The 22913-nt window shown below is 37.6% G+C and carries 25 protein-coding genes and 1 pseudogene; 15 read left to right on the top strand and 11 right to left on the bottom strand.

Going from position 1 to position 22913, the window contains the following annotated elements; all coding sequences use genetic code 11:
• The first annotated feature begins 42 nt into the window (after positions 1-42).
• The 3 genes from HCJ66_RS04300 to HCJ66_RS04290 all read left to right on the top strand — a co-directional run bounded on the left by HCJ66_RS04300 (position 43) and on the right by HCJ66_RS04290 (position 7055).
• The gene (locus HCJ66_RS04300) at positions 43-2619 is read left to right on the top strand and encodes a glycoside hydrolase family 38 N-terminal domain-containing protein (protein ID WP_187132050.1); all 2577 of its coding nucleotides are present in this window, start codon (positions 43-45) and stop codon (positions 2617-2619) included.
• 4 nt (positions 2620-2623) lie between these two features.
• Positions 2624-4282, top strand: a complete 1659-nt coding sequence (locus HCJ66_RS04295) for a sugar phosphorylase (protein WP_187132049.1) — start codon at positions 2624-2626, stop codon at positions 4280-4282.
• A 322-nt stretch (positions 4283-4604) separates the two neighbouring features.
• The gene (locus tag HCJ66_RS04290; RefSeq protein WP_187132048.1) at positions 4605-7055 is read left to right on the top strand and encodes an AAA family ATPase; all 2451 of its coding nucleotides are present in this window, start codon (positions 4605-4607) and stop codon (positions 7053-7055) included.
• A gap of 143 nt (positions 7056-7198) precedes the next feature.
• Here the strand turns inward: HCJ66_RS04290 and HCJ66_RS04285 are convergent, their stop codons facing one another.
• The 6 genes from HCJ66_RS04285 to HCJ66_RS04260 are packed head-to-tail and all read right to left on the bottom strand — an operon-like array spanning position 7199 to position 10630.
• Positions 7199-7630 carry a hypothetical protein gene (locus HCJ66_RS04285; RefSeq protein ID WP_187132047.1) on the bottom strand — a complete coding sequence of 144 codons (432 nt, stop codon included), beginning with the start codon at positions 7628-7630 and terminating at the stop codon, positions 7199-7201.
• A 15-nt stretch (positions 7631-7645) separates the two neighbouring features.
• Positions 7646-8998, bottom strand: a complete 1353-nt coding sequence (locus tag HCJ66_RS04280; protein ID WP_187132046.1) for an EndoU domain-containing protein — start codon at positions 8996-8998, stop codon at positions 7646-7648.
• On the bottom strand, positions 8998-9357 hold the full coding sequence (locus HCJ66_RS04275) for a hypothetical protein (protein ID WP_185427703.1): 360 nt from the start codon (positions 9355-9357) through the stop codon (positions 8998-9000). Before HCJ66_RS04275 ends, HCJ66_RS04280 begins: the two co-directional genes overlap by 1 nt.
• On the bottom strand, positions 9354-10007 hold the full coding sequence (locus HCJ66_RS04270; protein ID WP_187132045.1) for a DUF5081 family protein: 654 nt from the start codon (positions 10005-10007) through the stop codon (positions 9354-9356). The genes HCJ66_RS04275 and HCJ66_RS04270 overlap by 4 nt, the downstream gene beginning before the upstream one ends.
• Positions 9997-10308, bottom strand: coding sequence for a hypothetical protein (locus tag HCJ66_RS04265; protein ID WP_187132044.1), 312 nt, complete (start codon positions 10306-10308; stop codon positions 9997-9999). The genes HCJ66_RS04270 and HCJ66_RS04265 overlap by 11 nt, the downstream gene beginning before the upstream one ends.
• Complete coding sequence (locus HCJ66_RS04260; protein ID WP_187132043.1) at positions 10298-10630, bottom strand: hypothetical protein; 333 nt, start codon at positions 10628-10630, stop codon at positions 10298-10300. Before HCJ66_RS04260 ends, HCJ66_RS04265 begins: the two co-directional genes overlap by 11 nt.
• 263 nt (positions 10631-10893) lie before the next feature.
• Between HCJ66_RS04260 and HCJ66_RS04255 the strand changes: the two genes are divergently transcribed.
• On the top strand, positions 10894-11295 hold the full coding sequence (locus HCJ66_RS04255; protein ID WP_187132042.1) for a hypothetical protein: 402 nt from the start codon (positions 10894-10896) through the stop codon (positions 11293-11295).
• Between the two features lie 186 nt (positions 11296-11481).
• On the opposite strand, the gene HCJ66_RS04250 is transcribed toward HCJ66_RS04255, so the two are convergent.
• The 3 genes from HCJ66_RS04250 to HCJ66_RS04240 form a co-directional block, all read right to left on the bottom strand.
• On the bottom strand, positions 11482-12816 hold the full coding sequence (locus HCJ66_RS04250; protein ID WP_187132041.1) for a relaxase/mobilization nuclease domain-containing protein: 1335 nt from the start codon (positions 12814-12816) through the stop codon (positions 11482-11484).
• A complete protein-coding gene (locus HCJ66_RS04245) occupies positions 12765-13106 on the bottom strand; it encodes a plasmid mobilization protein (RefSeq protein ID WP_187132040.1) in 342 nt (113 codons plus the stop codon). The genes HCJ66_RS04250 and HCJ66_RS04245 overlap by 52 nt, the downstream gene beginning before the upstream one ends.
• A 365-nt stretch (positions 13107-13471) precedes the next feature.
• Complete coding sequence (locus HCJ66_RS04240) at positions 13472-13687, bottom strand: helix-turn-helix domain-containing protein (protein WP_425489614.1); 216 nt, start codon at positions 13685-13687, stop codon at positions 13472-13474.
• A gap of 103 nt (positions 13688-13790) precedes the next feature.
• Between HCJ66_RS04240 and HCJ66_RS04235 the strand changes: the two genes are divergently transcribed.
• The 5 genes from HCJ66_RS04235 to HCJ66_RS04215 all read left to right on the top strand — a co-directional run bounded on the left by HCJ66_RS04235 (position 13791) and on the right by HCJ66_RS04215 (position 16706).
• Positions 13791-14054 (top strand): hypothetical protein, encoded by a 264-nt coding sequence (locus tag HCJ66_RS04235; protein ID WP_187132119.1) that lies wholly within the window; start codon positions 13791-13793, stop codon positions 14052-14054.
• Positions 14008-14340, top strand: coding sequence for a hypothetical protein (locus HCJ66_RS04230; RefSeq protein ID WP_246438554.1), 333 nt, complete (start codon positions 14008-14010; stop codon positions 14338-14340). Before HCJ66_RS04235 ends, HCJ66_RS04230 begins: the two co-directional genes overlap by 47 nt.
• The gene (locus HCJ66_RS04225) at positions 14340-14600 is read left to right on the top strand and encodes a hypothetical protein (RefSeq protein ID WP_187132039.1); all 261 of its coding nucleotides are present in this window, start codon (positions 14340-14342) and stop codon (positions 14598-14600) included. The genes HCJ66_RS04230 and HCJ66_RS04225 overlap by 1 nt, the downstream gene beginning before the upstream one ends.
• Positions 14601-14873: 273 nt before the next feature.
• Positions 14874-15059 (top strand): hypothetical protein, encoded by a 186-nt coding sequence (locus HCJ66_RS04220; protein ID WP_187132038.1) that lies wholly within the window; start codon positions 14874-14876, stop codon positions 15057-15059.
• Between the two features lie 45 nt (positions 15060-15104).
• On the top strand, positions 15105-16706 hold the full coding sequence (locus HCJ66_RS04215) for a recombinase family protein (protein WP_187132037.1): 1602 nt from the start codon (positions 15105-15107) through the stop codon (positions 16704-16706).
• A gap of 449 nt (positions 16707-17155) precedes the next feature.
• Here the strand turns inward: HCJ66_RS04215 and HCJ66_RS04210 are convergent, their stop codons facing one another.
• Positions 17156-18028 (bottom strand): helix-turn-helix domain-containing protein, encoded by an 873-nt coding sequence (locus HCJ66_RS04210; RefSeq protein WP_187132036.1) that lies wholly within the window; start codon positions 18026-18028, stop codon positions 17156-17158.
• Between the two features lie 368 nt (positions 18029-18396).
• Here HCJ66_RS04210 and HCJ66_RS04205 point away from each other — a divergent pair, with 368 nt between their 5' ends.
• Positions 18397-19017: a hypothetical protein gene (locus HCJ66_RS04205; RefSeq protein WP_187132035.1), complete on the top strand. Its 621-nt coding sequence runs from the start codon at positions 18397-18399 to the stop codon at positions 19015-19017.
• A 3-nt stretch (positions 19018-19020) separates the two neighbouring features.
• A complete protein-coding gene (locus HCJ66_RS04200) occupies positions 19021-19578 on the top strand; it encodes a hypothetical protein (RefSeq protein ID WP_187132034.1) in 558 nt (185 codons plus the stop codon).
• Between the two features lie 105 nt (positions 19579-19683).
• On the opposite strand, the gene HCJ66_RS04195 is transcribed toward HCJ66_RS04200, so the two are convergent.
• Positions 19684-20556, bottom strand: a complete 873-nt coding sequence (locus HCJ66_RS04195; RefSeq protein WP_187132033.1) for a helix-turn-helix domain-containing protein — start codon at positions 20554-20556, stop codon at positions 19684-19686.
• Between the two features lie 413 nt (positions 20557-20969).
• Between HCJ66_RS04195 and HCJ66_RS04190 the strand changes: the two genes are divergently transcribed.
• The 4 genes and pseudogenes from HCJ66_RS04190 (at position 20970) to msrA (ending at position 22880) form a co-directional block, all read left to right on the top strand.
• On the top strand, positions 20970-21122 hold the full coding sequence (locus HCJ66_RS04190) for a hypothetical protein (protein ID WP_187132032.1): 153 nt from the start codon (positions 20970-20972) through the stop codon (positions 21120-21122).
• A gap of 21 nt (positions 21123-21143) precedes the next feature.
• A complete protein-coding gene (locus tag HCJ66_RS04185) occupies positions 21144-21578 on the top strand; it encodes a hypothetical protein (protein ID WP_187132031.1) in 435 nt (144 codons plus the stop codon).
• A gap of 468 nt (positions 21579-22046) precedes the next feature.
• Positions 22047-22262 (top strand): annotated as a pseudogene (locus tag HCJ66_RS16405) (bacteriocin immunity family protein); the annotation flags it as partial.
• 15 nt (positions 22263-22277) lie between these two features.
• Entirely contained in the window at positions 22278-22880 is a 603-nt protein-coding gene (msrA, locus tag HCJ66_RS16310) for a peptide-methionine (S)-S-oxide reductase MsrA (protein WP_343068959.1), read from the top strand.
• The last annotated feature ends 33 nt before the right edge of the window (positions 22881-22913 follow it).

Genomic DNA, 22913 nt, shown 5'->3' with positions numbered 1-22913 from the left:
GGGTCCCAATCCGTTTTTTATAGAGATTGTGAGGTTTTAAAAATGATAAACGAGCAAAAAATAGTTCACGTCGTGCCACATGCGCATTGGGATCGTGAATGGTATTTTACAATAGAAGATTCAAACGTGATGCTGATCGAAAATTTGCGTCATTTAATCGATGTTTTGGAGCAAGACGAGGCGTATAAGTCGTTCGTTTTTGATGCGCAGATGTCGGTAATCGAGGATTTTCTCGCGATTTTACCGGAGAAAAAGGAACAATTGCAGGAATTAATTACGCAAAAACGGCTTTTTGTTGGGCCTTGGTATACGCAGACGGACACGTTACTTGTGCATAAAGAGTCGATTGTACGGAATTTGCTATACGGATCGCGTGCTGCGAAGAAAATGGGGCATAGTATGAAAATCGGTTATTTGCCAGATATATTTGGACAAAATGCGTATTTGCCGTCGATATTTCAGTCTTTTGGGATGGAATATGCGATTTTGCAGCGTGGTCTGTACACCGAGGATGTAGCGACGGATTTGAATTTTCGTTGGGTTGCTCCGGATGGCGTGATGGCGAAGACGAACTATATGTATTTTGGTTATGGACCGGGGAAATTTTTGGCGACGGATGCGGCGTATGTGGCGGGGACGTTGACGCCGATTTTGGATACGTTGCGGGAAATGAATGCATCGACGGCGCACATGTTGCTTCCGGCGGGCGGCGATCAGGTGTTGGTGCGTGAACATTTTCCAGAGACGGTGGAGGCGTTGAATGCCGAGCAATCGGATTATTGCTTCGTGTTGTCGGATTATGAGACGTTTATGGAAGCCGCGTGGGAGAATGAGGAATTCGAGACGGTGATCGAGGGAGAATTGCTTGCGTCACAGAAATCGCGGATTCACAATACGATTCGGTCGCAGCGTGTGGATATTAAATTGGCGAATAGCCGAATCGAGGATAAAATATATCATCAGCTGGAACCATTGGCGGTGATGGCGAATAAATATGGCGCGCCGTACCCGAAACGCTGGCTGGATAAGGTTTTTAAACTGTTATTTGATGTACACGCGCATGATTCTATCGGTGGTTGCAATTCGGACGAGACGAACCGCGCGATTATGCATCGGTTGGAGCAGGTCGAGAGTATTTGTGATAGCCTTATCAACGTTTTGAAAAAGCAAATCGCACGCGGCATTGGGACGGAATTGGAACACGGCGCCGTTCTTGTTTTTCACTTGCTGCCAAAAGCGATGACAAAACAAGTCGAGACGGTCATTTTCACGAAAGGAAAAGCGGTATGTTTGGCGGATATGTCAGGCGTTGTCGTACCGCAAACGATTCTGTTACAAGATTACATTTCTGGCGGGAAAAAAGTGGTAGTGACGGCAAATGGGGAACAGGAAGTCGAAATTCCGGGGTACTATCGCACGGTTGTAAGCGCCGAAATCGCGATGGAGCCACTTAGCTATCAGGTTTTGCAAATTATCGAAGGCACGGTGAATCTCGTAGTGCCAACAGCTGACGCCAAAATTGCGAACGAATTTTATACGATCGAGGTTGTCGCTGGGAAATTACAATTAACGACGAATTTCGGCGAGCAACTGTCCAATTTCATGCAATTTGAAGACGTAGCAGATGACGGCGATTCGTATGATTTTTCTCCACTGGCGGGGGACATTGCGGAGCTTTCGAGTGCGGCGGAATGCATCGCGGTGAAGCAGTCGGATCTCGTTTCGGAAATGACGATTCGCCATACATTGACGCGCGGTGAAGGGACGGAGATTGAGACCACGTTCACACTCAAAAAGGGCGAAGACACGCTTGGCATCAAGCATCGCCTTACAAATAACACGAAAAACCATCGCATCCGCGTCAGGTTCGAAGCGCCGAATAGCGAGGCAAGTTACGCCGATCAAGCGTTCACCGCCATCAAACGCGCCAACCTGAATCCACATTTTGCAAACTGGCGCGAAAACCGTTTTGCCGAAGCACCAGTCCCGATTTATCCGTTTGAAAATTTTGCCGTAAGCCTCAGTGATAAAGGCGCGATTGGCGTTGTGACACAAGGCCTGAAAGAATACGAGGCGACCACGAATTACCTTGCCCTCACGCTTTTCCGGAGTGTCGGGCTGCTCGGCAAAGACAATATCGCTTGGCGTCCCGGCCGCGCCTCTGGTATCAACAATAAAGTCGTGGAAACACCAGACGCGCAGATGCTCGGCGACCTAGAATTCAGCTACCATTATCGCTTCACAGCAAGCTTCACGACCGCCGATTGGTTCCGCGCAACCGAACGCGTCCGCACGCACCAACTCAGCTATCACCTTCAAGCGCTGAACAGTTTTGAAGAACGAGTGGAACGTTTCGAACTGCCACAACCAGCCGCGATGCATAATTTACCAACATCCGCGAGCCTACTCACAATCAGCGAAAACGCCTTTTTCAGCACATTAAAACAAGCAGAAGACGGCGACGGTATCATATTACGCGCTTTCAACCCAACGGACGAGCCAATCAACATCGAAGCAAGCCGGGCAAACGTCACCGTAAATATGGCCGAATTACCAATCAATAGCCCAGCAGAAATCGCACCACAAAGCCATTTAACCCTAAAAATAAAGGAGCTCTAACACGATGAAGCGATCCGATTTAAATAAGCAGCTAAACGACCACATAGCTACACTTTTCGACGAGCCAAAACGCAGTGATATCAACAATCGATTAGCAAAACTCATCGACACGCAAGAACAACAAACGATTCCACAAGCCACCGCGCTCAATGAGCAAAATATCTACCTGATCACGTACGGCGACAGCATTCAGTCACCCAATCAAAAACCGCTACAAGCCTTGCGCACCATGCTTGACGAGACCGTCGCCGATATCATCACGGACGTCCATTTACTACCAATGTTCCCCTACACATCCGACGACGGTTTTTCCGTGACCGATTACCTGAAAATCAACCCAGAACTCGGCGACTGGTCTGACATCGACGACCTCGCTGGAAATTACCGACTCATGTACGATTTCGTAGCGAACCACATGTCCGAATCAAGCGACTGGTTCCAACAATTCCTACAAGGAAAACCAGGATTTGAGCATGCTTTCGTGGAAAAAGAATCCGGATTCGACGCCACAAACGTTGTCCGACCAAGAACGAGTCCACTTTTTCACACGTATGGTGCATCCGAAAAACAAGTCTGGTCCACATTCAGCAAAGACCAAGTCGACGTCAACATCCAAGACCCAGCAATGTTCATCCGCCTAACCGAAACGCTACTCACCTATATCACGCGTGGCGCCACATCCATTCGATTAGACGCCATCGGTTTTCTCTGGAAAGAATCCGGCACGACTTGCATCCATCTGCCACAAACCCATACCGTTATCCAAATTTGGCGTTTGCTGACAGACTATTTCGCACCAAATATACAAATCATTACAGAAACCAACGTGCCGCACAAAGAAAATATCAGCTATTTCGGCGATGGCAACAACGAAGCCCATCAAGTCTACCAATTCCCGTTGCCGCCACTCACATTACACGCTTTCACAACACACGACGCGACCCACCTAACAAACTGGGCAAAAACAATCACTCCGATGAGCAAAACGGCGACCTATTTCAATTTCCTAGCGTCCCATGATGGCATCGGCATGCGCCCAACAGAAGGCATTCTAACCGACACCGACCGCGAAAAACTAGCTGAAAAAGTCATCCAAAACGGCGGTCAAATTTCCTATAAAAACAATCCAGACGGCAGCAAATCCATCTACGAACTAAACATCAATTACAGCGATGCCCTACGCAACACCGGCGAATCCGACGAACTAGCAATTCAAAAAATGCTCGCCGCCCATCACATCCTATTCTCCGTCATGGGCGTCCCAGCGATTTACTATCATTCCCTATTCGGCTCAAGAAACGACAAAAAAGCCGCCGAAACGTCCGGAATCCCAAGACGAATCAACCGCGAAAAACTAGATTTGGCGACACTACAAAGCGAACTAGAAACGAACCCGTACCGCCACGCTATTTTTACAGGGCTTGAGAAATTGGCGAAAGTTCGACAAGGAGAAGCCTCGTTCAATCCATATCAACCACAAGAAGTTATCCCGAGTGATAGCCGTGTTTTCGCACTGAAAAGAGGCGATGTTTATTGCTACACGAATGTGAGCGACCAGGTAGTTACGATTGAGACGGCGGGAACGGAAAATCTTTTAACAGGTGAACAGATTCGCGATGGGAAATATGATGTGCCGCCGTATGGTTATGCTTGGATAAAATAGTTAGTCACTGATTCCTTATCTTGATAGTATAGACGTGAATAGGCAATAGCAAAAACTAGGCATCACTTAGGTAGTAGCTCATAAGGAAGTAAATAAACTTATTGAGAGTGACAACGAACAAACAGATAATGTATAGAAGCATTAAGTTATGGATTTTTATCCTGAACTTAATGCTTTTTAATACTCTACAAGTATTAATTTGAAGTACAAATATTTATGTAGCATGCAACTATTCTATGTATTTGTTGCATATCCTTTTTTTACTAGATATACTATGTTTATAGGATAGAAAATTTTGTTACAAAAAGGAAGGAGCTTTTTTATGTTTGAATTATTAAGAGGAATAAAGTTCAGTAATGCATTGTTTGACACAAACATTAAATTTAATTTATTAGATGGGAAAAAAAGCTTGGTTAGGATGACTGCTATATATGGAAAAAATGGTTCTGGGAAAAGCACAATTACAAAAGCATTTTCAAAAATCATTGATTCTAATATTGAAAATATATCAAGTGCCGAACTATATGATAATAGCGGGAAAACAATACTAGTAACTGAGGAAATGAAGAATCAAATTTTCATTTTTAATGAAGAGTATATTGAGAAAAATGTGAGATTGCAAAGCAGTGGTTTAGAAACGATTGTTATGTTCGGGGAGCAGGCAAATTTAGCATCGCAAATCAAGACTCTTGAAACAGAATTAGCAAAAGAAAGAGAAATTTATAATGGGCAAGAGAATATTTGTAAAGAGTATAAAGATATTAGAAATGTAAAGTCTCCTCAATTATATTGGGATAACATGCAAAAAAAACTTAGAGAAGCGAATAATTGGGCTGAAAGAGGAAGTAAAATTAAAACATCAAAAACAAATCTTCCAGTAAATGATTCAGTGGTGAAGAAAATTATTTCTTTGACTCCTTCAAAAACAAGAGAAGAGCTTCAATCTGAATATGACAGAAAATTTTCAGAGCTAATACATATAAGTGGTGATTGGGAAAAAATAACTACACCAGTTATAAAGCCAGAAATACATTTTGATGAAGAACAGATATTAAATTTATTAAGCGAGAAAATCGAACAACCCAAATTAACTGATCGCGATAAAGTAATTTTAGATTTAAGTACAAACGGAAAGCAAGACCATTTTATTGAAATACGAGAAGAGTTTAAAAATCCACTCCTTACAGAATGCCCATACTGTTTACAAGAGTTGAGTAATAGTTATAAAGAAAGCCTCCTTATAAGTGTAGAAAAAGTACTGAACGAAGCGGTAGATGAGCATATTGAAAGTCTTAAAAAAGCAAAGATATCTCCTATAGATACAGACTTTTCATTATTTAATAATTTAGATGCAGCGATACTTCAAACCTGTAAAGATAAAAAAGAAAAAATCAATAGCATAGTAGAAAAGTATAACAAATTAATTGATTCGAAAATTAGTAATGTTTATCAGTCTGTTGAAGCTCAACCACTGAAAATCACTAAGGCCATCTCGGATTTTAATTTAAGTATGAGTACGCTAGAAGAACTGCGCACTACGTACAACGGTAAGTTTGATAAAAAAGATTTAATTAAAGAATCCTTGTTAAAATTAAATGATGAAATAGCACACTATGATTTGAAAGACGAAAATTCACTATATCAAACTTTCCGCCTTGAGCAGAGGAGCGATGATCAGAAACTTGAGCAATTACGATTGACAGGAATAGAAAAAAAGGGACAACTAGAAGAACTCATTCAAAAGCAAAAAAGTGTGCATATCGCTGTTGATTTTATTAATCGTGGCTTACAATATGTATTTTTTTCAAATAAGAGATTATCTATTATTGCCAAAGATGATAAATATATGTTGCATTCAAACGATAGAGCTGTTAAACCCATCAATATATCTTGTGGTGAGAGAAATATCCTTGCCTTATGCTATTTTTTTACATCTATGATGAGTGATGTAAATGAGAAGGATGTTTATCAAAGTGAATCACTCATTATAATAGATGATCCTGTATCTAGTTTTGATTTAGAAAGTAAAGTGGGCATTCTATCATATCTAAAGTCAGAATTCTTGAAGATTATTCTTGGTAATGAAAAAAGTAAGATAATTATTTTTTCTCATGAGTTAGCGACAATTTATGACTTGGAAAAACAGTTTGAAGAAATCAGTAAAGCCGAAAAGATCAAATTCAATTATCTCCCAAAACGTACATTCTCTACTATACAAGAATTAAGTAATTTTAAACTAGCAGAATTTCTCCCTTATAGAAATGAATACACTAGTTTATTGGAGATAATATATCAATATGCAATGCAACAAAATAGCGATGAATATGAATTAGTTATTGGAAATATCATGCGACGAACTTTGGAAGCATTTGCAACCTTTGAATATAGAATGGGAATAGCTGAAATATCTTATGATCAAACTATATTGAGTTCAATGAATAATCAAAAGTATAGTGATTATTTTGAAAATCTTATGTATCGCTTGATTTTGCATGGTGAAAGCCACTCTGAGGAACATATAAAAAGTTTACAAGATTTAAATTTTTATAGTACAGTATCTTCAGCGGAGAAGCAAAGAACTGCTAAGGATATTTTATGCTTGATATACGTACTTAATTCTCAGCACCTTAAGGCTCATTTCAAGAAATATGATAGTAAAGAAACCCCAATACCAATGATAGAAAATTGGTGTAATGACATTCTGACAGCAAATGAAAGTATCTCATTAGTGACAGATAACATAGTAGAAAAGCAAACTGGAATCTTATATTGAGGGAGTGCAAAATATCTCTCTCACGATTTAACAATACTTCCCCTGGTGAGGTAATAGGCTTGTTGAAGCGCAACAACGAATAAATAAAAAGCGTAGTATGACGGAATTAAAATCCGTCATACTACGCTTTTTATTTATTATATTTAAATCACAAATATTTCATCAGTGACGCCTAAGTAACCTTCATCTTTTACATAAGTCTTTTTAACTTCATAATATTTTTTTCCTATACTTAGTAATTTATTATTGTCTATCCATGTTTTTTCAACAGGCAGATTATCTTCCTCATCAATTCTGTTCCAAATAAGAGTTCTATCAGAATAAATACGCCAGTATACTCCAGAGCCAGTATCATGTAAAGTAGAACCTTCATCATCTGTAGGATAACCGTCCTCCTGATTAATACCTTTTTCCAAATAATAATAGCTTAAATATTCAACGCTAATTAATGTATCTACATTTGAACTGAGTTCTTCAATACGTTCATTATTTTCATCTAAAATATCAACTGAAAGAAAAAAATATTCCTCCCCGTCTGGAAATGTATGTTGTTTTTGTGTAATTTTATATTTCATCACTAATCCTTCTCTCTAATCTATTATCGGAAACGCACTAGAAATATTGCCCTCTTTATCAATGAAAAACATTATTTTCATTCCAGAACTTGTTTTACCAACCCATCTATTTTTAAAATTCGTATAATATTTCGTTTGGTAAGCTTCTTGAATTGCTGTATCAACTTGTGTTACAGTCCAATTTTTAGGGAACATGGTTTTAGGTTCTTCAACGAATCCAGAAATTATATTTTGATGAACACTTTGATAGGGTTGATTATTGATAGGTGGGTTGGGAATGCGATCAAATACTTTAATTTGGTCGCCCAGTGTGTTTTCTACATGTCCCCCAGCAACACCACCTTTTGCCTTCGCAAAACCACGGTAGGTATGTCCCGCACCACCTTGACGAAATTCTCCATTTATATATTTTGAGTTTTGATATATATTATCTGTTTCATCAAGGTTATTGATGAAGCGCATATTAGCCTGCTTACCTAAAATCTTATTCAAACCAAATCCTGCAACCATAAAAGCAATATCTGTTCCTGCACTGAGTATATAAGCTTCACGTTCTTTTTGACTGAGAGGATTCCCGTTAATATCAAGTCCAGTTATCGCATGCCCTAAATTTTGTGCACTCAGGACACCACCAGCGACCATTGTTGTTGTACCAAGCCAACCTGGAACTGCAACACCAACGAGTGCACCACCACTCATGACAACCAGACCACCCACACAAACGATAACAAGACCCGTTGAAATAATGTTCGTTACTTTTTCTATACCAGTTTCATAATTAAAATCTGTCTGGCGATAGAGTGTATTTACAAAGGTTTCGTAGTTGACCTGAAAATCTAATTGTCCTGTCATTTCTAAGAACTCTTGATATTGTTTTTGCTTCATTTTACGTGTGAAATCACTGTTCATCAGATCCATAAAGTCGACACTGTTTTTCGTTGTAAATGTAGCGTAGGCAGTAGAAGGGGCAGAAATGCTATCACCAGCTTGCCATGATTCACCTTGAACGGATATACCGCTTGTTTTTACGCTGTACTCATTAATATCCACTAAACTTAAGCGCTCCGCAAACTGCTCCATATTCTTCTTAAACGGCTTATCAATCGTTTCACTTGCCTCATGATAAATTTTAACAATATTGTTTGTCAAAGTCCATAGCTTTCCGTGGAGGTTATCAATTTTCTGATGTTGTGACGTATAGCTGAAATAGAACTCATTGGATAAACCTTCATCATATAAATAATCGTCCATTTGCTTGAACAAACGGTCAACGTTATAAAATTGATTGACAGCTTCATCTAAGCGCTTGAATAGGTCTTGTTTATAATTTTCTAGGTCGTCAAGTTTCATATAGATTTGTTCTGCCATTATCCCAGAGCCTCCTCGCAGGTTTTCTCCCAAAGCTTAGCCATTTTTTCATCTGTTTCTTTGAATGTGATCATAGCATCAATACAATACTCATTGATAAGATTATAGTAGGTCGCAAGCATTTGTACTTTACCTGCAAAATCCGCACCCATTTGCATGACATCCATCCCATTGACTTCGGTCATACTTTTATTCAAGATACGTTCAACTTCTTCTTTTGCTTCTCCCTCTATATAAAAGGCACTGTTTTTCACATTATTAAATGCAGGCATAGCTGTATGAATAATCGATTCCATGAGTTGATTTAAGGTTGCAGTGACTTGTTCTAATTCGTCTGGATTTATAACAATTTCACTCATAATTGTTGAGCCTCCTTGATTCTTTCTTCGGCAATCGTTGTAATTTGTGGCACTTTACTGACAAACCATTCAAATGGGTCAATATCCATAATGGTTGTCAATTTGTTCTGCTCATCTAATTGATAGTATTGATTATTCTCTAGTCCAATGGCTAGCTGTGCTTCTAATTGCCCCACATGATCAAATATTTCTATCACTAAGGTTGGCACTGCAAAGGAAAAGCGAAGTGTCATATTTTCTAATGGTTTTGCGGTTATTTCTTCAAAATACTTATTTGCGGCGTGTTTCAATATTGGGTGGTTGAGCGCGATTTGAAGCATAAGTAAAGCATCGCCAACAAGTAGTTCAAATTGAATCGTATCCTTGATGGTGACTTGTTTTAAAATAATACAAAGTCCATCATCAAAAAGAGCGAAGATATATTGCTGAATATGCACATAGCGGTCAGCTTGTGTATATTTTCTAATTAATTCTACATAGTTTACCGTTACTTGTGATAACCCTCCAGTAGAGGTTAATATTTCTTTTTTTATTAAGCCTTCCATCGATGCGGGACTTGGTGCCTCATATGGAATACCAAAAAGCATGGAAATATCTTGATATTCTGCCAAGTAATATAGTTCATCTGCATATAATGTTTTACCAGTCATATGTAACACCTTTAATCCCAAGATAGGCATCCATGTTTTCAAATGCTTTATAGGTTTGTCCAAACTGATACAGTGTTTCATTTAATTCCACAGCACTATTTAGTAATGCGCCATGATAAGCAACCACCATTTCAAGCAATGCACGGATATGGTTATAGTGTTCGCCACTCCATTGCATACTATCTACATTTGCTTGCAATGCTTTGGCTTGCGATAGTGTATCATCCAACATCGTTTTTACGTGCGCTAGTTCTGTCCATGCTTTATACCAATTATCATTGTATAATTGCTCACGACTCATTTGCTTTCGCCTCCAACTGATTGATTTCTAATGCGCACGAATATAGCTTGTTTTGCGCTGATTTTTTCAAAGCGTACAAATCTTCCATTTGGTCATTATGCTTTTTACGCATTTCTCGAGCCATTTCGAGCACAAGGCGTGTTTTGTCATCTATGAGCACATGAGGTGCATAGTTGGCATCTAGCCATCCCACAGAATCTAAATCAACAGCGCACATGCGAGCGTTTTCAATTTGAGCTTGTAAATAGTTGGCTTTTGTGATCAAGTCTTCGTATTTCTGATGTTTTCTTTTAGCACTAGTTAATTCCTCACTATCAAACATAGTATCTTCCCCCCGTTTTTATTTGCACTTTTTATCACAAAATGTTCCTAAATCCATTATAATCTAACTTTTATTCTGACACAACCTAAATTTAACAATTGATATGACTATAGAAATTACTGTCATACTTGCAACAAAAAAAGGTATACTACAATGAAATTATAGATTTGTGAACTCTCGAGCGTATAGACGTAAGAGCGTTCATTTTTCAAAACATGTATTAAAATAAATCAGCTTACATTTCTGAGAAGGGAACGAAAAACATGCTATTAACAGCTAGAATTTTAGTACGAATTGTTTGTGTTGTAGAATTTGTTTTTGCGCTTATTGCCTTTATCATCTCTTTCACGGGAGACGGAACAGAACAGGAACTCTCTATCCTTGGTTTGATAGGACTTGGATTAGTTATTCATGGTATTTGTGGCTTAGTGGTTGCCTCATTTATGACTTGGTATATTTCTGCCAAACAAATTATCTTTCTTCTTTTAAGTGGTATTCTTTTGTTATGCGCCAATTTAATAGAAGTTGTATATGTTAACCCTACCGTTGGATTTTTGTATATTTTTGCAGGGATCATATCGGTTCTGTATAATTTAAAAGCACAACAAGATGAAGGCGAAGAAAAAGCTCGCCAAGATAAGTTGAACAATGACATGAACGAGTAACAAATAATGCGCTAAGTCTTGGTGTAACCCCATGATTTAGTGCGTTTTTCACCCGTGAAATGCACCCCAATCCAGTATTGCATCTATACCCTGCGAACATACCAAAATAGAAAGGGTTGGTGACAACCACTTCGGTTTTGGTGTGGGAACAACTGCAACGAAGTGGAAGGCGTTAGCTTCCTGACTTTATTGTTCTCTGTCAAATGATTTTTTGATAGTTGGCTTGAGGAGTTGCATTAGATTTTGTTCAATAATATGATATTGCTTTTGTGTTTGTTTGAGCGCTTTATGTTCTTTGTATAATTGTTGTTGTTTCTTTTGTAGTATTTGGACTTGATGTTGTAGTTCAGTCTTTATTTGCTTACTCGGTGTAATATGATCCTCTTGGAGCGCTTTTTTAGCTGTTTTGTTTAAGAGCGTAGCGGATTCATATTCGGGTGTCTTTCGCTTATTTTTTGGTGTTTTAGACATGCTTGTTTTGGTATCCGCATAGATAGTGAGCTGTTTTAGTATCGCTTGTACATGAGCGAGTTCCTTTTCGATTGTTTTTATTTCACTTGTACACGTATTCATTACTTCTTGATGACTGATTTTCTTTTCTTCCCATTCCGCTAATGAGTGGATACCGTATGCTTGTAAAAGATTGAGTGTCTTTGCGCCATGCTTGAGATTATGAATCTTTGCCCATTGCTCGTAACCTTTACTTTCAAGTACTTTCTTATTTTTATCTAATGCAAGCATCACACTCAACGGCTGATTCGTTAGGTTTATTTTTTTGTTCTTTTTCACTGGCAGCGTGCAACTGTCTGCAATACGAGCTTTGATATTTTCTTCGGTATATGCTTCACCTAATGTTTTCCCTCTGGTAAATCGTTTCTGTTTTTCAGCACGAAATGCTAGGTGTTTCCCATATTTGAGTTCATAGCCTTGCGCTTGCATGCTCGCTGTAAATGTTTCAAAATCTTTACTTGTTTGAATACACGTGTCTATCATTTCTTTTAACTGTGTTTTCCAACTATCGCCTTGCTGATCCTTTTGCCATTCATGATAACTTTTTCCTTTATTTTGGTTCGGTGGAATCACCGATAAACCATGTTCGGCGCACAAGGTATCACTTGTTTCGCGCAATTGGTAATAGGTCTTATCGCAATCGTTATATTTGGTGTGCGTCACAAAGCTTGAGGCGCAGAAAATAACATGATTGTGGATGTGGTCTTTATCGACATGCGTCGTTAGAACATATTCATATTTTCCTTGTAGATGTTGTTCTAAAAGCTGTTTCCCAATCTCATGCGCAAGTATCGGTGTAATTTCCTCAGGTTTGAATGATTGAATCATATGATAGGCTTTATTCACACCACCTGAACGACTATTTTCATCCAGTGTCAATTCGAATTCTAAATCTGCGGTCTCTGGTGCACACGCATAACTAGAAACATATTGCGTCTTTTCAGGATTTAAAATATACTTTATTGCTTTGCCGAGTGTTTTTTTGATAGCCCATATCTTTGTAACTGCCATATGTTTTGCATCAGCTCCTTTATTATTTCTATATCTTCTTGGGAAATGGTTTTGTTATTGTTCGCAACATGTGTTATTTGATTGATGTTGTTGCCAATTTTATTGAGTTCTAAAATAAGCCTTTTGGTTTCAGTATGATTTGAAATAACGATTGCACCATCAATCGCCATCTTTCGTAAATAAGCTTCTCTGTTTGTTATTCCTGCTTCTTTCATTTTCATTTCAATAAATGCCTTCTCTTCCTCGGTTACTCGGAATTTGAGTTCGTTATTTCTTTTTCTGTTTGTCATGTTAGATTTCCATCCTTTCTGTATATGATTGTAAAAATAGGGGTTTGGGGATTTCCCCAACAAGCAATTTCAAACACGAACCGCGATAGCGGAACGGGGTGAAATTTGGATATGGGGCACCATATCCAGTGCTTGCTATTCTATAGCTCTCTATACTAATACTACAATTGAAACTTTCGATTTGGTCATAGTTGAGTGAATTTAGTTGAAAAGCTCCTATACTAAATACAACAATTAATATAAATTTTCCTCACTAATACTACGATTATAAGAGTTAATTTAGTCAAAGGAATTGTGTTTTTTGCAATAAAAAAAGCATCAACCTCAATTTGGTTAATACTTTTTTGAAATGTATATCTTATCTATCAAGCTAATTCTTTTGTAGTTGTACGATCAAGTAAATAATCGATGCTCACACCAAAATAGTCTGCTACTTTAATTAGTGTTCCCGCCGTCCATTCAATTTCACCAGTTTCGTATCGACTATATGTATGTTGCGAAATACTGAGGTAGGTTGCCATTTGTGCCTGAGTAATATCATTATCTTCCCGAATCGCACGGATATTTTTATAAGCCATCATTCCGCCTCCTTTGCTCATATTATATTTCATCCGTATTATGGATATTGTTTTATATCCTTAATTAGGATATAATGTTGATACATACTTAATGGGAGGTGATATAATGACCGAAAAAATAGAACAATTACACAAGAATCCAAAACAACATGATAGTAAGCATCGGTGTGATCCTGAATTAGAACAAACTTTCTATTCGTTATTAGATGATGAAATGAAAGTAACCTACGACCGTATGAACGACCAGAAATCAGAAGCGCAATTGGCAAAGTCGGCAACAACATATATGCAAGGATTCAGAATGGGTATGCAGGTGGCTTTTGATGCCATCACAAACAGAAAGGAAGGTGAAGAAGAATATGAATTTTGATTTTAACACAGACACCTTTTCATTACTGGTTAAACCTGATTTATCCGTTCACCTTCAAAAAATAAGCGGAACAGCTGATAAAGTAGCATTCGTGATTCAAACCAAGTTTTGTCACTACTCCATTGATATTCAAGATACCGCAAAACTATGTGCGTTACTGCCCATCCTGCATACGGAAATACAAGCGGTACTAGCTACTTATAATTTGCAGTTAGTAACAAAGAATTTCAGTATCCAAGACAATACCTGCTATCTTGATTTTACAACGATGGAGGTGAATAGCTGATGCATAGCCAAACCATAGCGCATGATTTTGACCAGTTCTGTTTAGCGCGTATACAAGCCATTTTTGAAGCTGATACGAACCATGAAGACTTTCAAAAAAGAAGTAATCACTTTTATCAGGTACGCGACCAACTGGAATTACTGCGACAACCCGAAATAAATACCTATCTTGATGCTTTAGAAAAATATCAAGTGGAGGCATTTCTTTATATTTATCGTGTCGCTTTTGAAGAAGGACTTCAATTTATAAAAACGAAATAAACTTTTTTCGCTCGTTCATGACCAAACTTCACTACTCAATCGTAGTATTCGTGTAAGGGATCTATTTTTATACTCTTTTTTGCTACTTAACTGACCAAATCAGGTTTTTGAATTGTAGTATTAGTGTAGGGGTATAAAAAACCTTTATAGTCACTATTCTGTCCAAATTGGATAGTTGAAACGAAAAGTATTACTCTGGGAAATTAAATTATTTTTTGATTTTCTTGCCAAAATACGAGTTTCACTTGTAATAGTAATGAGAGGAGGTCAATATTGAGCGAAGAAAATAAACTGTTTTCAGAACAACTGATTGGTAAACATACCTATCAAATTATTTCCGTTTTTCCAACACAGCCAACAGAAACGTTGCACCAAAAGATGACACGTATTTTGATGAATCATTTGAGTGAACTACCTACTGCTGAATGTATTGGAACAAACGGGAAAAACAACGTATAATAGTTATACATTATCCTGTTTGTTTGATTGTCAGAAGGAGGAATTATGAGACAAGAATCAACAAACAAAATAACCGCTCTTTATGTACGTTTATCAAATGATGATGAGCGTGAAGGCGAAAGTAATAGTATTGTGAATCAAAAGAAAATGTTAAGTGAATATGCCAAGACACATAGTATGCGAAATACCAAATTCTATATTGATGATGGTATCAGTGGGACAACATTCAAACGCAAAGGATTTCAAGCCATGCTAACTGACATTGAAGCAGGACTTGTTGGCACGGTTATCGTCAAAGATATGTCAAGGTTTGGACGAGATTATTTACAAGTCGGTTTATACACCGATATTATGTTTCCTGAACATAGCATTCATTTTATTGCGATCAATGACGGCGTAGATAGTGAAAAAGGTGAAAACGAATTAACCCCTATTAGAAACTTATTCAATGAGTTTTATTCAAGAGATACCAGTAAGAAAATACGGGCTGTTTTTAAAGCAAAAGGTATGTCGGGTATACCACTAGCAACAATTCCACCGTATGGCTATGTGAAAGACCCAGAAAACCCTAACAAATGGCTCGTAGATGAAATTGCGGGGAATATTGTCAAACGGATGTTCCAACTGTGTATTGATGGATACGGTCCATCACAAATTGCCCGAATCCTGAGAGAAGACCGTGTATTGACACCAACGCATTATGCGCATAGTCAAGGAAGGAAACCAAGAAGCAAGCTTTCACATGACCCTTATCATTGGAATTATCACGCTGTTGCAGATACCCTTGAAAAACAGGAATACATTGGACACACAGTCAATTTTCGTACCCAAGTGAAATCGTTTAAAGATAAACGATCAATACACCGTGATAAAAAAGACTGGGTGATATTCGAAAATACACATGAGGCAATCGTTGAACAAAGTGTCTTTGATACGGTGCAATCATTACGTCAGCATAAACGCCGACCAACGAAACAAAACGAATTACCACTTTTTTCAGGACTTCTATATTGTGCTGACTGTGGTCAGAAATTATACTTTTGTCGTGGTAAAAGTGTCAGTCGAAATCAGGAAAATTATATATGTTCTTCGTATCGCCGTCGAACAGTCACTTGTAGCGCACATTACATTCGCTCGGTTGTGCTAGAGGAGCTTGTTGCGACGAATCTAAGAAAAACGATGGCAACGATTCAAGCGAACGAACAAGCTTTTTTTCAGGCAGTATTTAAAGGTGACCAACAAGCACGACGAAAGCAAGCTGAAAAAGAGCAAAAACAGCTGAACATCGCACAAAAGCGAATGGCTGAATTAGATGCTATTTTTCCACAGCTGTATGAAGATATGGTAAATGGTCGCATCAATGCCGAACGATTTGATAAATTATCAAGTACCTATGAAGATGAGCAGGCATTACTGAAACAACAAGTAATGGACGCAACACAAGAAATACAAACTGAGCTTGATGTAAATGCATATATTCGAGAACTTCGGAAGTTTGTACGAAAGCATATCAACTTTAAGACGCTCACTCCAGAATTACTACATGAACTGATCGATAAGATAATTATTCATGAAGGCAAACAAATTGAAGTACACTATAAATTTGGATTAGGTGACCTAGCATCACTCGTAGACCAGATTGCATAAAAAATAGAGGCATTCAAAATATGCCTCTACCACTATTCAATAATACTTCCTTATCGGGTGCTTTCTTTAGGATACCTAGTTTTTTGCTCTTATTAGGAATGGAGGAATCGCTGATAGGGCTTCTTTAATCTATGATAAAACCAGATTTCAAGTAATTCTTCTATACTTGCCTTTATTCTTCCAGTAGTCTATTAACATCATTAATATGAAAGTTAATACACCTGCGCCACTCACTAATAGATAATAAAAAAATCGGCTAGTAAAGCTAACGTAAGAAAATATTGCGATAAAAAAGATTAATCCCAGAATGAGGAACCAGTTGGATTTCACAAATTGCTTAAGATTCATAAGATCACCTTCCAAAATAAAATATATGCCTGACAAAAAATGGGGCTCGAGATATTCTGCTTCTTTATATATGCGAAGAAGTACTTGAAAGTTGAATCAATTCATACTGGTATATCAATATCAAATTTCTTCAAAAAATTTAAAAAATGTTCATGTGCAGTATCAAGTTCCAGGTATTCAAGGATACGCATATTTTTCTTGATTACTTCATATGCATTTCCATCCTCTCCAAGTTTAATACACGCAATGGCATGATTTAATTTTGAACAAACCATCTCATAAACTAATGTAAATTTCATTGCTGTATCAACAGCAGTAACTGCCAATTTTTTAGCGGCTTTAAAATCTCCGTATTCTAAGCAAAGAGTAGATAGATTTGTATAAATACATTGTTCGATATGTTGAGATTCTAAAAAATGTTGGAAAATATCTAGTCGTTTCAATGAGGTGCGTGAAAATAATAATGCTTCCTCCAATGTTAGCGCGTAGATTATATTATTAAATAATTTAAGTTCGTAGAGATACCAGTTATCCATCTTAAATAAATAGTCTTTAATAGGTGTAACATAGTCAATCATTTCTTGACTAATAGTAAGATTAAGATTATACGCAATTAATGCTTTGCAGATCAGCATAGAGTGATAGTATGTAATGTTACCAGTCTGCTTGTATAATTCATTTGCTTCATTAGCCAAAGAATCCAACTGCGCATTATTATTTAAGCTCGCAGCCTGACTAATCTGAGAGGGTATTTTCCTACTGAATAAGATTTTTTGATCATCTTGGATATAAAGAAATTCTTCAAAATTGATATTTAATCTATCAATCAGTGAGAAAAATTTATCATAAGCTGGGAAATAGTTGTTATTTTCAACTTGTGATAAATGGTTTCTAGCCATGATACCTTCTGATAATTGGGCTTGTGTTATTTTTTTATCTGTGCGGATTTTTTTGATTGTTTCTCCAAAATTCATAGTTTTGTACCTCCGTAATAAATTCTTGATAGATATAGATAACACAATTACTATTCTATAAATAAAACAATTAATATGAAAGTATAGATTAGATACCAACTTAGCATTTAGTAAACTACTAATTAATAATTATACTAAATATTAAGAATAATATCAACTTTTTATATGAATTATATAAAACAGAAATCTAAATACAATTAACTGTGAGGTGAATGCCGTGAAATTGAATCAAATAGGCTTAGCATGTTTTGATTTATTAAATGGTTTGTATACTCAGGTTTTGTGGTTAAGAAATGGATGAATATATGTAATTTAACGTTATAAAAAGAATGAAGAAATACATTATAATTTTAAAGGGAGTGTAGTACATGTCAACAAAAAAGAAGATGGGGACGGTTGTTATTGCTTCGGCTCTATTATTGTCAACATTGAGCCCGGTTGCAGCACAAAACGTTAAAGCAAGTGATTTGGAAGATACTTTTGTTACTGAAGATGGGCAAGTTGGAACAGAAATACACTACGAAGATGCTATTGATGGAGAAGAAGTTTTTGAGGAGAGTAAGCCCCTTTTACGCTATGTGGCTTACGATGAAACGGTATATATGCCTTCTACCAAAAGCGCGGGCACCAAAATAAGTTATACAGCAGAGGTTACTAATAATAGTTCAACAGCAGATAAAGTATCACGTTCTGTTACTCGTGAAAAATTCGTGAAGGCTGGGGTTTCAACATCGGCAGAGTTCGGTATTCTAACAGCAAAAGTAGGTGTCAAAGCAGAAGGAAGCTTTGGTAAAACATCTAAAGTCACAGTTACTTATGCTTGGTCGATACCAGCTAAAACCAAGACAACAATCAAATACGGATCAAAAACCTATGCGACTACAGGTTATATGGCTAGGTACAGTAGAGGAAATCTTACTAGTAAGACCTATGTAAGCTCTAGCTATTCTACAGCAGAGTACTCCAATAAAACATCCAAAGGGTTATAAGTTTTGAGGTACTTAACAGTTGGGTTAATCGGACTTGTTTTTGCATTGACTATTTCAGGATGTACATCACCTGATGAAACAAAAACAGATAAAACACCAAAACCGAATAATGTAGTTGATGTAAAAGAGAAACAATATGCATCTATTGAAGATTATCAAAAAGAAATACCGGCGAATATGCAGATGAATAAACCTGTATTTGAACTTATTGGCAACAACCTCGAGATTAGTTTCGAAGTAAAGTATACAGAAGCGTTAGATACCAAGTTTCGCAATACAAAGCAACCGTCATATTATAGCGTTATTGAGGCAGAGGGTCATGATAAGTTCAATAACTTACTAGATAAGGAAAATCCACCAATCTATTCTAACGATTTGACCTCTATGAAAACTGGGAATTTTGGGTATGAATATAAAGTCATACTACCCTTAAAAAGTAAACCTACAGAATTAGAGAAAAAAGAATTAATAGATGGTGTTAACTTTGCTTTAGTATTTATGAACCATGATAAGGAAACTACGAACGTTTTTCATGTTTTGGATATTGGGATGGCAGAGTAGAAGGTTAATTATAGATAATGTAAAGCAGAATTCACGTAATGCCCGAAAAAATGGGATTCGTGATATTCTGCTTCTTTTTTTATGAAAATGTTAGATTCTTCAAACTCAAGCTTCTATGCTAATCTCAAATTTCTTCAAGAACTCTGAAAAATGCCCATGTAAGCTATCAAATTCTAAGTATTCAAGAATAAGCATATTTTTCTCAATGACTTCGTATGCGTTTCCATTTTCGCCAAGCTTAATGCGGGCAATAGCGTGATTTACTTCGGAACAAACTTTTTCATAAACCAACATATATTTCTTTGCTTTTTCTATCGCAATTTCTGCAAAATCTTTTGCAGCTTGGAAATTCTTATGCTCTAGACAAAGTGTTGATAAATTCGTATAAATATTCTGTTCAATATGTTGGAATTCTAGAAAATATTGGAAGTTTGCTAGCCGTCTCAATGATGTACGTGCAAATAATAGAGCTTCATCTACTGTTAGGGCATAGATGATATTGTTAAATAATTTTAGTTCATACAAATACCAATTATCCATTCCAAATAAGTAGTCTTTGATTGGTGTGACAAATTGAATCATATCGTCGTTCACCGTATGGCTAATACTGTATGATATTAAAGCTTTACAAATCAACATATAGTGATAGTATGTTATATTTTCGGTTTTTTCATACAAGTCTTTTGCTGTAACGGCTAGATTCTTAAGTTTCTCTGTATCATCCATATTTGCCGCTTCACTAATTTGTGACCTTATATGCTGATTGAAAAGCATTTTTTGATCGTTTTGAACAAATAGAAATTCCTCAAAAACAATATTTAACCTGTTTAGGAGTAAGAAAAACTTATCATAGGAAGGGTAATAATTATTTGTCTCAATTTGAGAAAGGTGAGATCTAGTTAGAATCCCTTCTGATAGCTCCTTTTGCGTGAAGTTTTTATCTTTTCTAATTTTCTTAATGGTTTCTCCAAAATTCAAGATAGCGCCTCCAAACATATAGTTTATTTGATGGAAATAAGGAACAGAAATAACAAACTTACACAGATTAGCTATATTATTGTGATAACAGCGAAAGATAACAGAGGAGTGAGAGGCACATGGCAGAGACTTTAATCTGGCTAATTGTAGGTTAACTATAATAAGTAATCATTGAGTGAAAAATAAGGCTTAAATCCATTATATAACATACAACTTACTTCGGCTAGCACTTAAGTAAATAAAAATGATATATTTGGGTCTTATTTGTTAGATAAAGACAAAATCACTAATTTTTGAGATGAATGTGATAGGGTTTCGTGACGAGGATTCAGGTAGTTTTCTATGTTATATAGTGAACTTGCTTCGAGTCCTTTTGTTATAAATGATTCTAAAATCAAAAAGGGATGAAGCGTATGCGAGGAAGTTTATGGGGAGCCTTGCGGGAGTTGGTCGCAACGGCTATTGTGCTATGTCGGGAAGTTATGTCTTGGTTGGGATTATTCATTCGGTACCATATGAGATGTCCGCATCATGGTGATAAATCGTACGGGAATAAAAAAGGGTAAATGATTGAAGGGGTGAAAAGCATGTCTCATTTGACGGATTTGTTTGCTGGGCCGGTGATTGCTCATGAGATAAAAATAGAGAATAAGACAAGGCATACACTTTTTGATACATATTTGGTAAGTGGGAATCAGCGTCAGCGGGGGAATGTTTTCCGAATTGGGGAGAGGCGTAGTCTGTATCTTCCAGCTTCGAAGTCAACGGTGTGCGAGCTGAATTTCACGATTTGTGGGGTGGAGTATAGCTTTCCGTTGCGTGAAAAAATAGATACGCGGAATCATGCGCCGATCGTCGTTAATATCTTGACGGACGGGACGGCTAGCTTAGATGTGGAAACGTATCGGGAACAGCAACAGGGGGCCAATGGTCAGCTGGTTTGGAAGGGTTCTAAGTTTATTTGGAGAACAGCAACGTTTTCCCTCGTCTTCTTTATTATTTGGCTGATGAATGTGCTCTGAAAATAGCAATGTAGAAAGCTGAAACAGGCTATCGACTTAAAAATCGATGACTGTTTCGGCTTTTTTTGTCGTTTTTTAGCGATAATCGATAACGAACGAAAGACAAAGGTGAAATCATCGCCATCGACACATTCAGAAAATCAGGATTGGGCACAGAACTTGCTTAGACTCTCTTTTGGTTGCCAGATACTACAATTAGTGGCAGGCATGTGGTAGAATGAAAGTGTGATTTTACATAGGGTTTAAGAACAAAAAACAGTGTCCGTCAACGAACTTAGTGAGTAGCTAAACGTCTCTGCGGCTAGGGCTTTTGAAGATATCGAACGCTTTGTGACAGACCAAGCGCTCTCACAAGGTTTAGCAGCGCATTTTCAGGATGCGAAAATTGCTGTAGCTATCGCAAGCTGACGCCAACTATACCTTTATGTCCAATAAAACGGCAAACAAATCGCAAAGGTGGCTCCGAAAATGAAAACCAACCAAACCGAAATTATCGCTGACCTCTACAATTTACTGCTCAATCCAGCTACCCGAGATTGGGAACGAACTCTATTACGGGCGGCCAAACTGGAAATCGACAGCGGAGCAAATTTTGACGATCAGATTGCGAAACTAGAAGCCGAATTGCGTCCACTGGCTCTAAGAAATAACTTGACGCCCGACGTTACGGATTTTTATTTAAAAATAACAGATGATCCAATGGCTGGCAGTTCATTCGACTTAGCGATACATTACGCGAAAGACGGGCCACATCAGGCGCGCGCGATTTTTGCTGGTGGTTGTTTTTGGTGTATGGTTGAGCCGTTTGAGACGCAACCGGGGATTATCTCGGTTATATCGGGTTACACTGGCGGGCATATGGATAATCCAACATATGAGCAGGTGCTTGGCGGCTATACTGGGCATGTGGAGGCTGTTGAGATTATTTTCGATACGCGCGTTTGGAATTATAAAGAGTTAGTCGAGCTTTACTGGCAGCTGACTGACCCGACGGATGCATATGGTCAAATGGCGGATCGTGGCAGTAGCTACAGGCCAGTTATTTTTGTGGCAAACGGGGAGCAGCGGCAAATTGCCGAACAGTCAAAGCGAGATTTAGCGGCATCTGGGAAGTACAAGCATCCTATCGTGACCGCCATTGAATCCGCAACGACCTTTTGGCCAGCTGAAAATTTCCATCAACAGTTTTATCAGAAAAACCCGAAAAGGTACAAGAAACTCAAACGTTCGCGTGGACAGTTTTTGGCATTTCAGCGGGTTCAAAACAAAATCCGGAGACGCGTTGGTAGAAAAAAAGAGTGAGACTTGGATAAAAGGATATTTAGAACGGAAAAG

This window comes from Paenilisteria portnoyi, assembly GCF_014322795.1.
GTDB classification, from domain to species: Bacteria; Bacillota; Bacilli; order Lactobacillales; family Listeriaceae; genus Listeria_A; species Listeria_A portnoyi.
The sequence above is the reverse complement of the archived record's forward strand: the minus strand, read 5'-3'. Positions and strand labels throughout refer to the sequence as shown.

Coding starts and splice junctions, on each gene's coding strand:
- HCJ66_RS04300 (WP_187132050.1), top strand. CDS start 43: ATGATAAACGAGCAAAAAATAGTTCACGTCGTGCCACATGCGCATTGG.
- HCJ66_RS04295 (WP_187132049.1), top strand. CDS start 2,624: ATGAAGCGATCCGATTTAAATAAGCAGCTAAACGACCACATAGCTACA.
- HCJ66_RS04290 (WP_187132048.1), top strand. CDS start 4,605: ATGTTTGAATTATTAAGAGGAATAAAGTTCAGTAATGCATTGTTTGAC.
- HCJ66_RS04285 (WP_187132047.1), bottom strand. CDS start 7,630: ATGAAATATAAAATTACACAAAAACAACATACATTTCCAGACGGGGAG.
- HCJ66_RS04280 (WP_187132046.1), bottom strand. CDS start 8,998: ATGGCAGAACAAATCTATATGAAACTTGACGACCTAGAAAATTATAAA.
- HCJ66_RS04275 (WP_185427703.1), bottom strand. CDS start 9,357: ATGAGTGAAATTGTTATAAATCCAGACGAATTAGAACAAGTCACTGCA.
- HCJ66_RS04270 (WP_187132045.1), bottom strand. CDS start 10,007: ATGACTGGTAAAACATTATATGCAGATGAACTATATTACTTGGCAGAA.
- HCJ66_RS04265 (WP_187132044.1), bottom strand. CDS start 10,308: ATGAGTCGTGAGCAATTATACAATGATAATTGGTATAAAGCATGGACA.
- HCJ66_RS04260 (WP_187132043.1), bottom strand. CDS start 10,630: ATGTTTGATAGTGAGGAATTAACTAGTGCTAAAAGAAAACATCAGAAA.
- HCJ66_RS04255 (WP_187132042.1), top strand. CDS start 10,894: ATGCTATTAACAGCTAGAATTTTAGTACGAATTGTTTGTGTTGTAGAA.
- HCJ66_RS04250 (WP_187132041.1), bottom strand. CDS start 12,816: ATGGCAGTTACAAAGATATGGGCTATCAAAAAAACACTCGGCAAAGCA.
- HCJ66_RS04245 (WP_187132040.1), bottom strand. CDS start 13,106: ATGACAAACAGAAAAAGAAATAACGAACTCAAATTCCGAGTAACCGAG.
- HCJ66_RS04240 (WP_425489614.1), bottom strand. CDS start 13,687: ATGATGGCTTATAAAAATATCCGTGCGATTCGGGAAGATAATGATATT.
- HCJ66_RS04235 (WP_187132119.1), top strand. CDS start 13,791: ATGACCGAAAAAATAGAACAATTACACAAGAATCCAAAACAACATGAT.
- HCJ66_RS04230 (WP_246438554.1), top strand. CDS start 14,008: ATGCCATCACAAACAGAAAGGAAGGTGAAGAAGAATATGAATTTTGAT.
- HCJ66_RS04225 (WP_187132039.1), top strand. CDS start 14,340: ATGCATAGCCAAACCATAGCGCATGATTTTGACCAGTTCTGTTTAGCG.
- HCJ66_RS04215 (WP_187132037.1), top strand. CDS start 15,105: ATGAGACAAGAATCAACAAACAAAATAACCGCTCTTTATGTACGTTTA.
- HCJ66_RS04210 (WP_187132036.1), bottom strand. CDS start 18,028: ATGAATTTTGGAGAAACAATCAAAAAAATCCGCACAGATAAAAAAATA.
- HCJ66_RS04205 (WP_187132035.1), top strand. CDS start 18,397: ATGTCAACAAAAAAGAAGATGGGGACGGTTGTTATTGCTTCGGCTCTA.
- HCJ66_RS04190 (WP_187132032.1), top strand. CDS start 20,970: ATGCGAGGAAGTTTATGGGGAGCCTTGCGGGAGTTGGTCGCAACGGCT.
- HCJ66_RS04185 (WP_187132031.1), top strand. CDS start 21,144: ATGTCTCATTTGACGGATTTGTTTGCTGGGCCGGTGATTGCTCATGAG.
- msrA (WP_343068959.1), top strand. CDS start 22,278: ATGGCTGGCAGTTCATTCGACTTAGCGATACATTACGCGAAAGACGGG.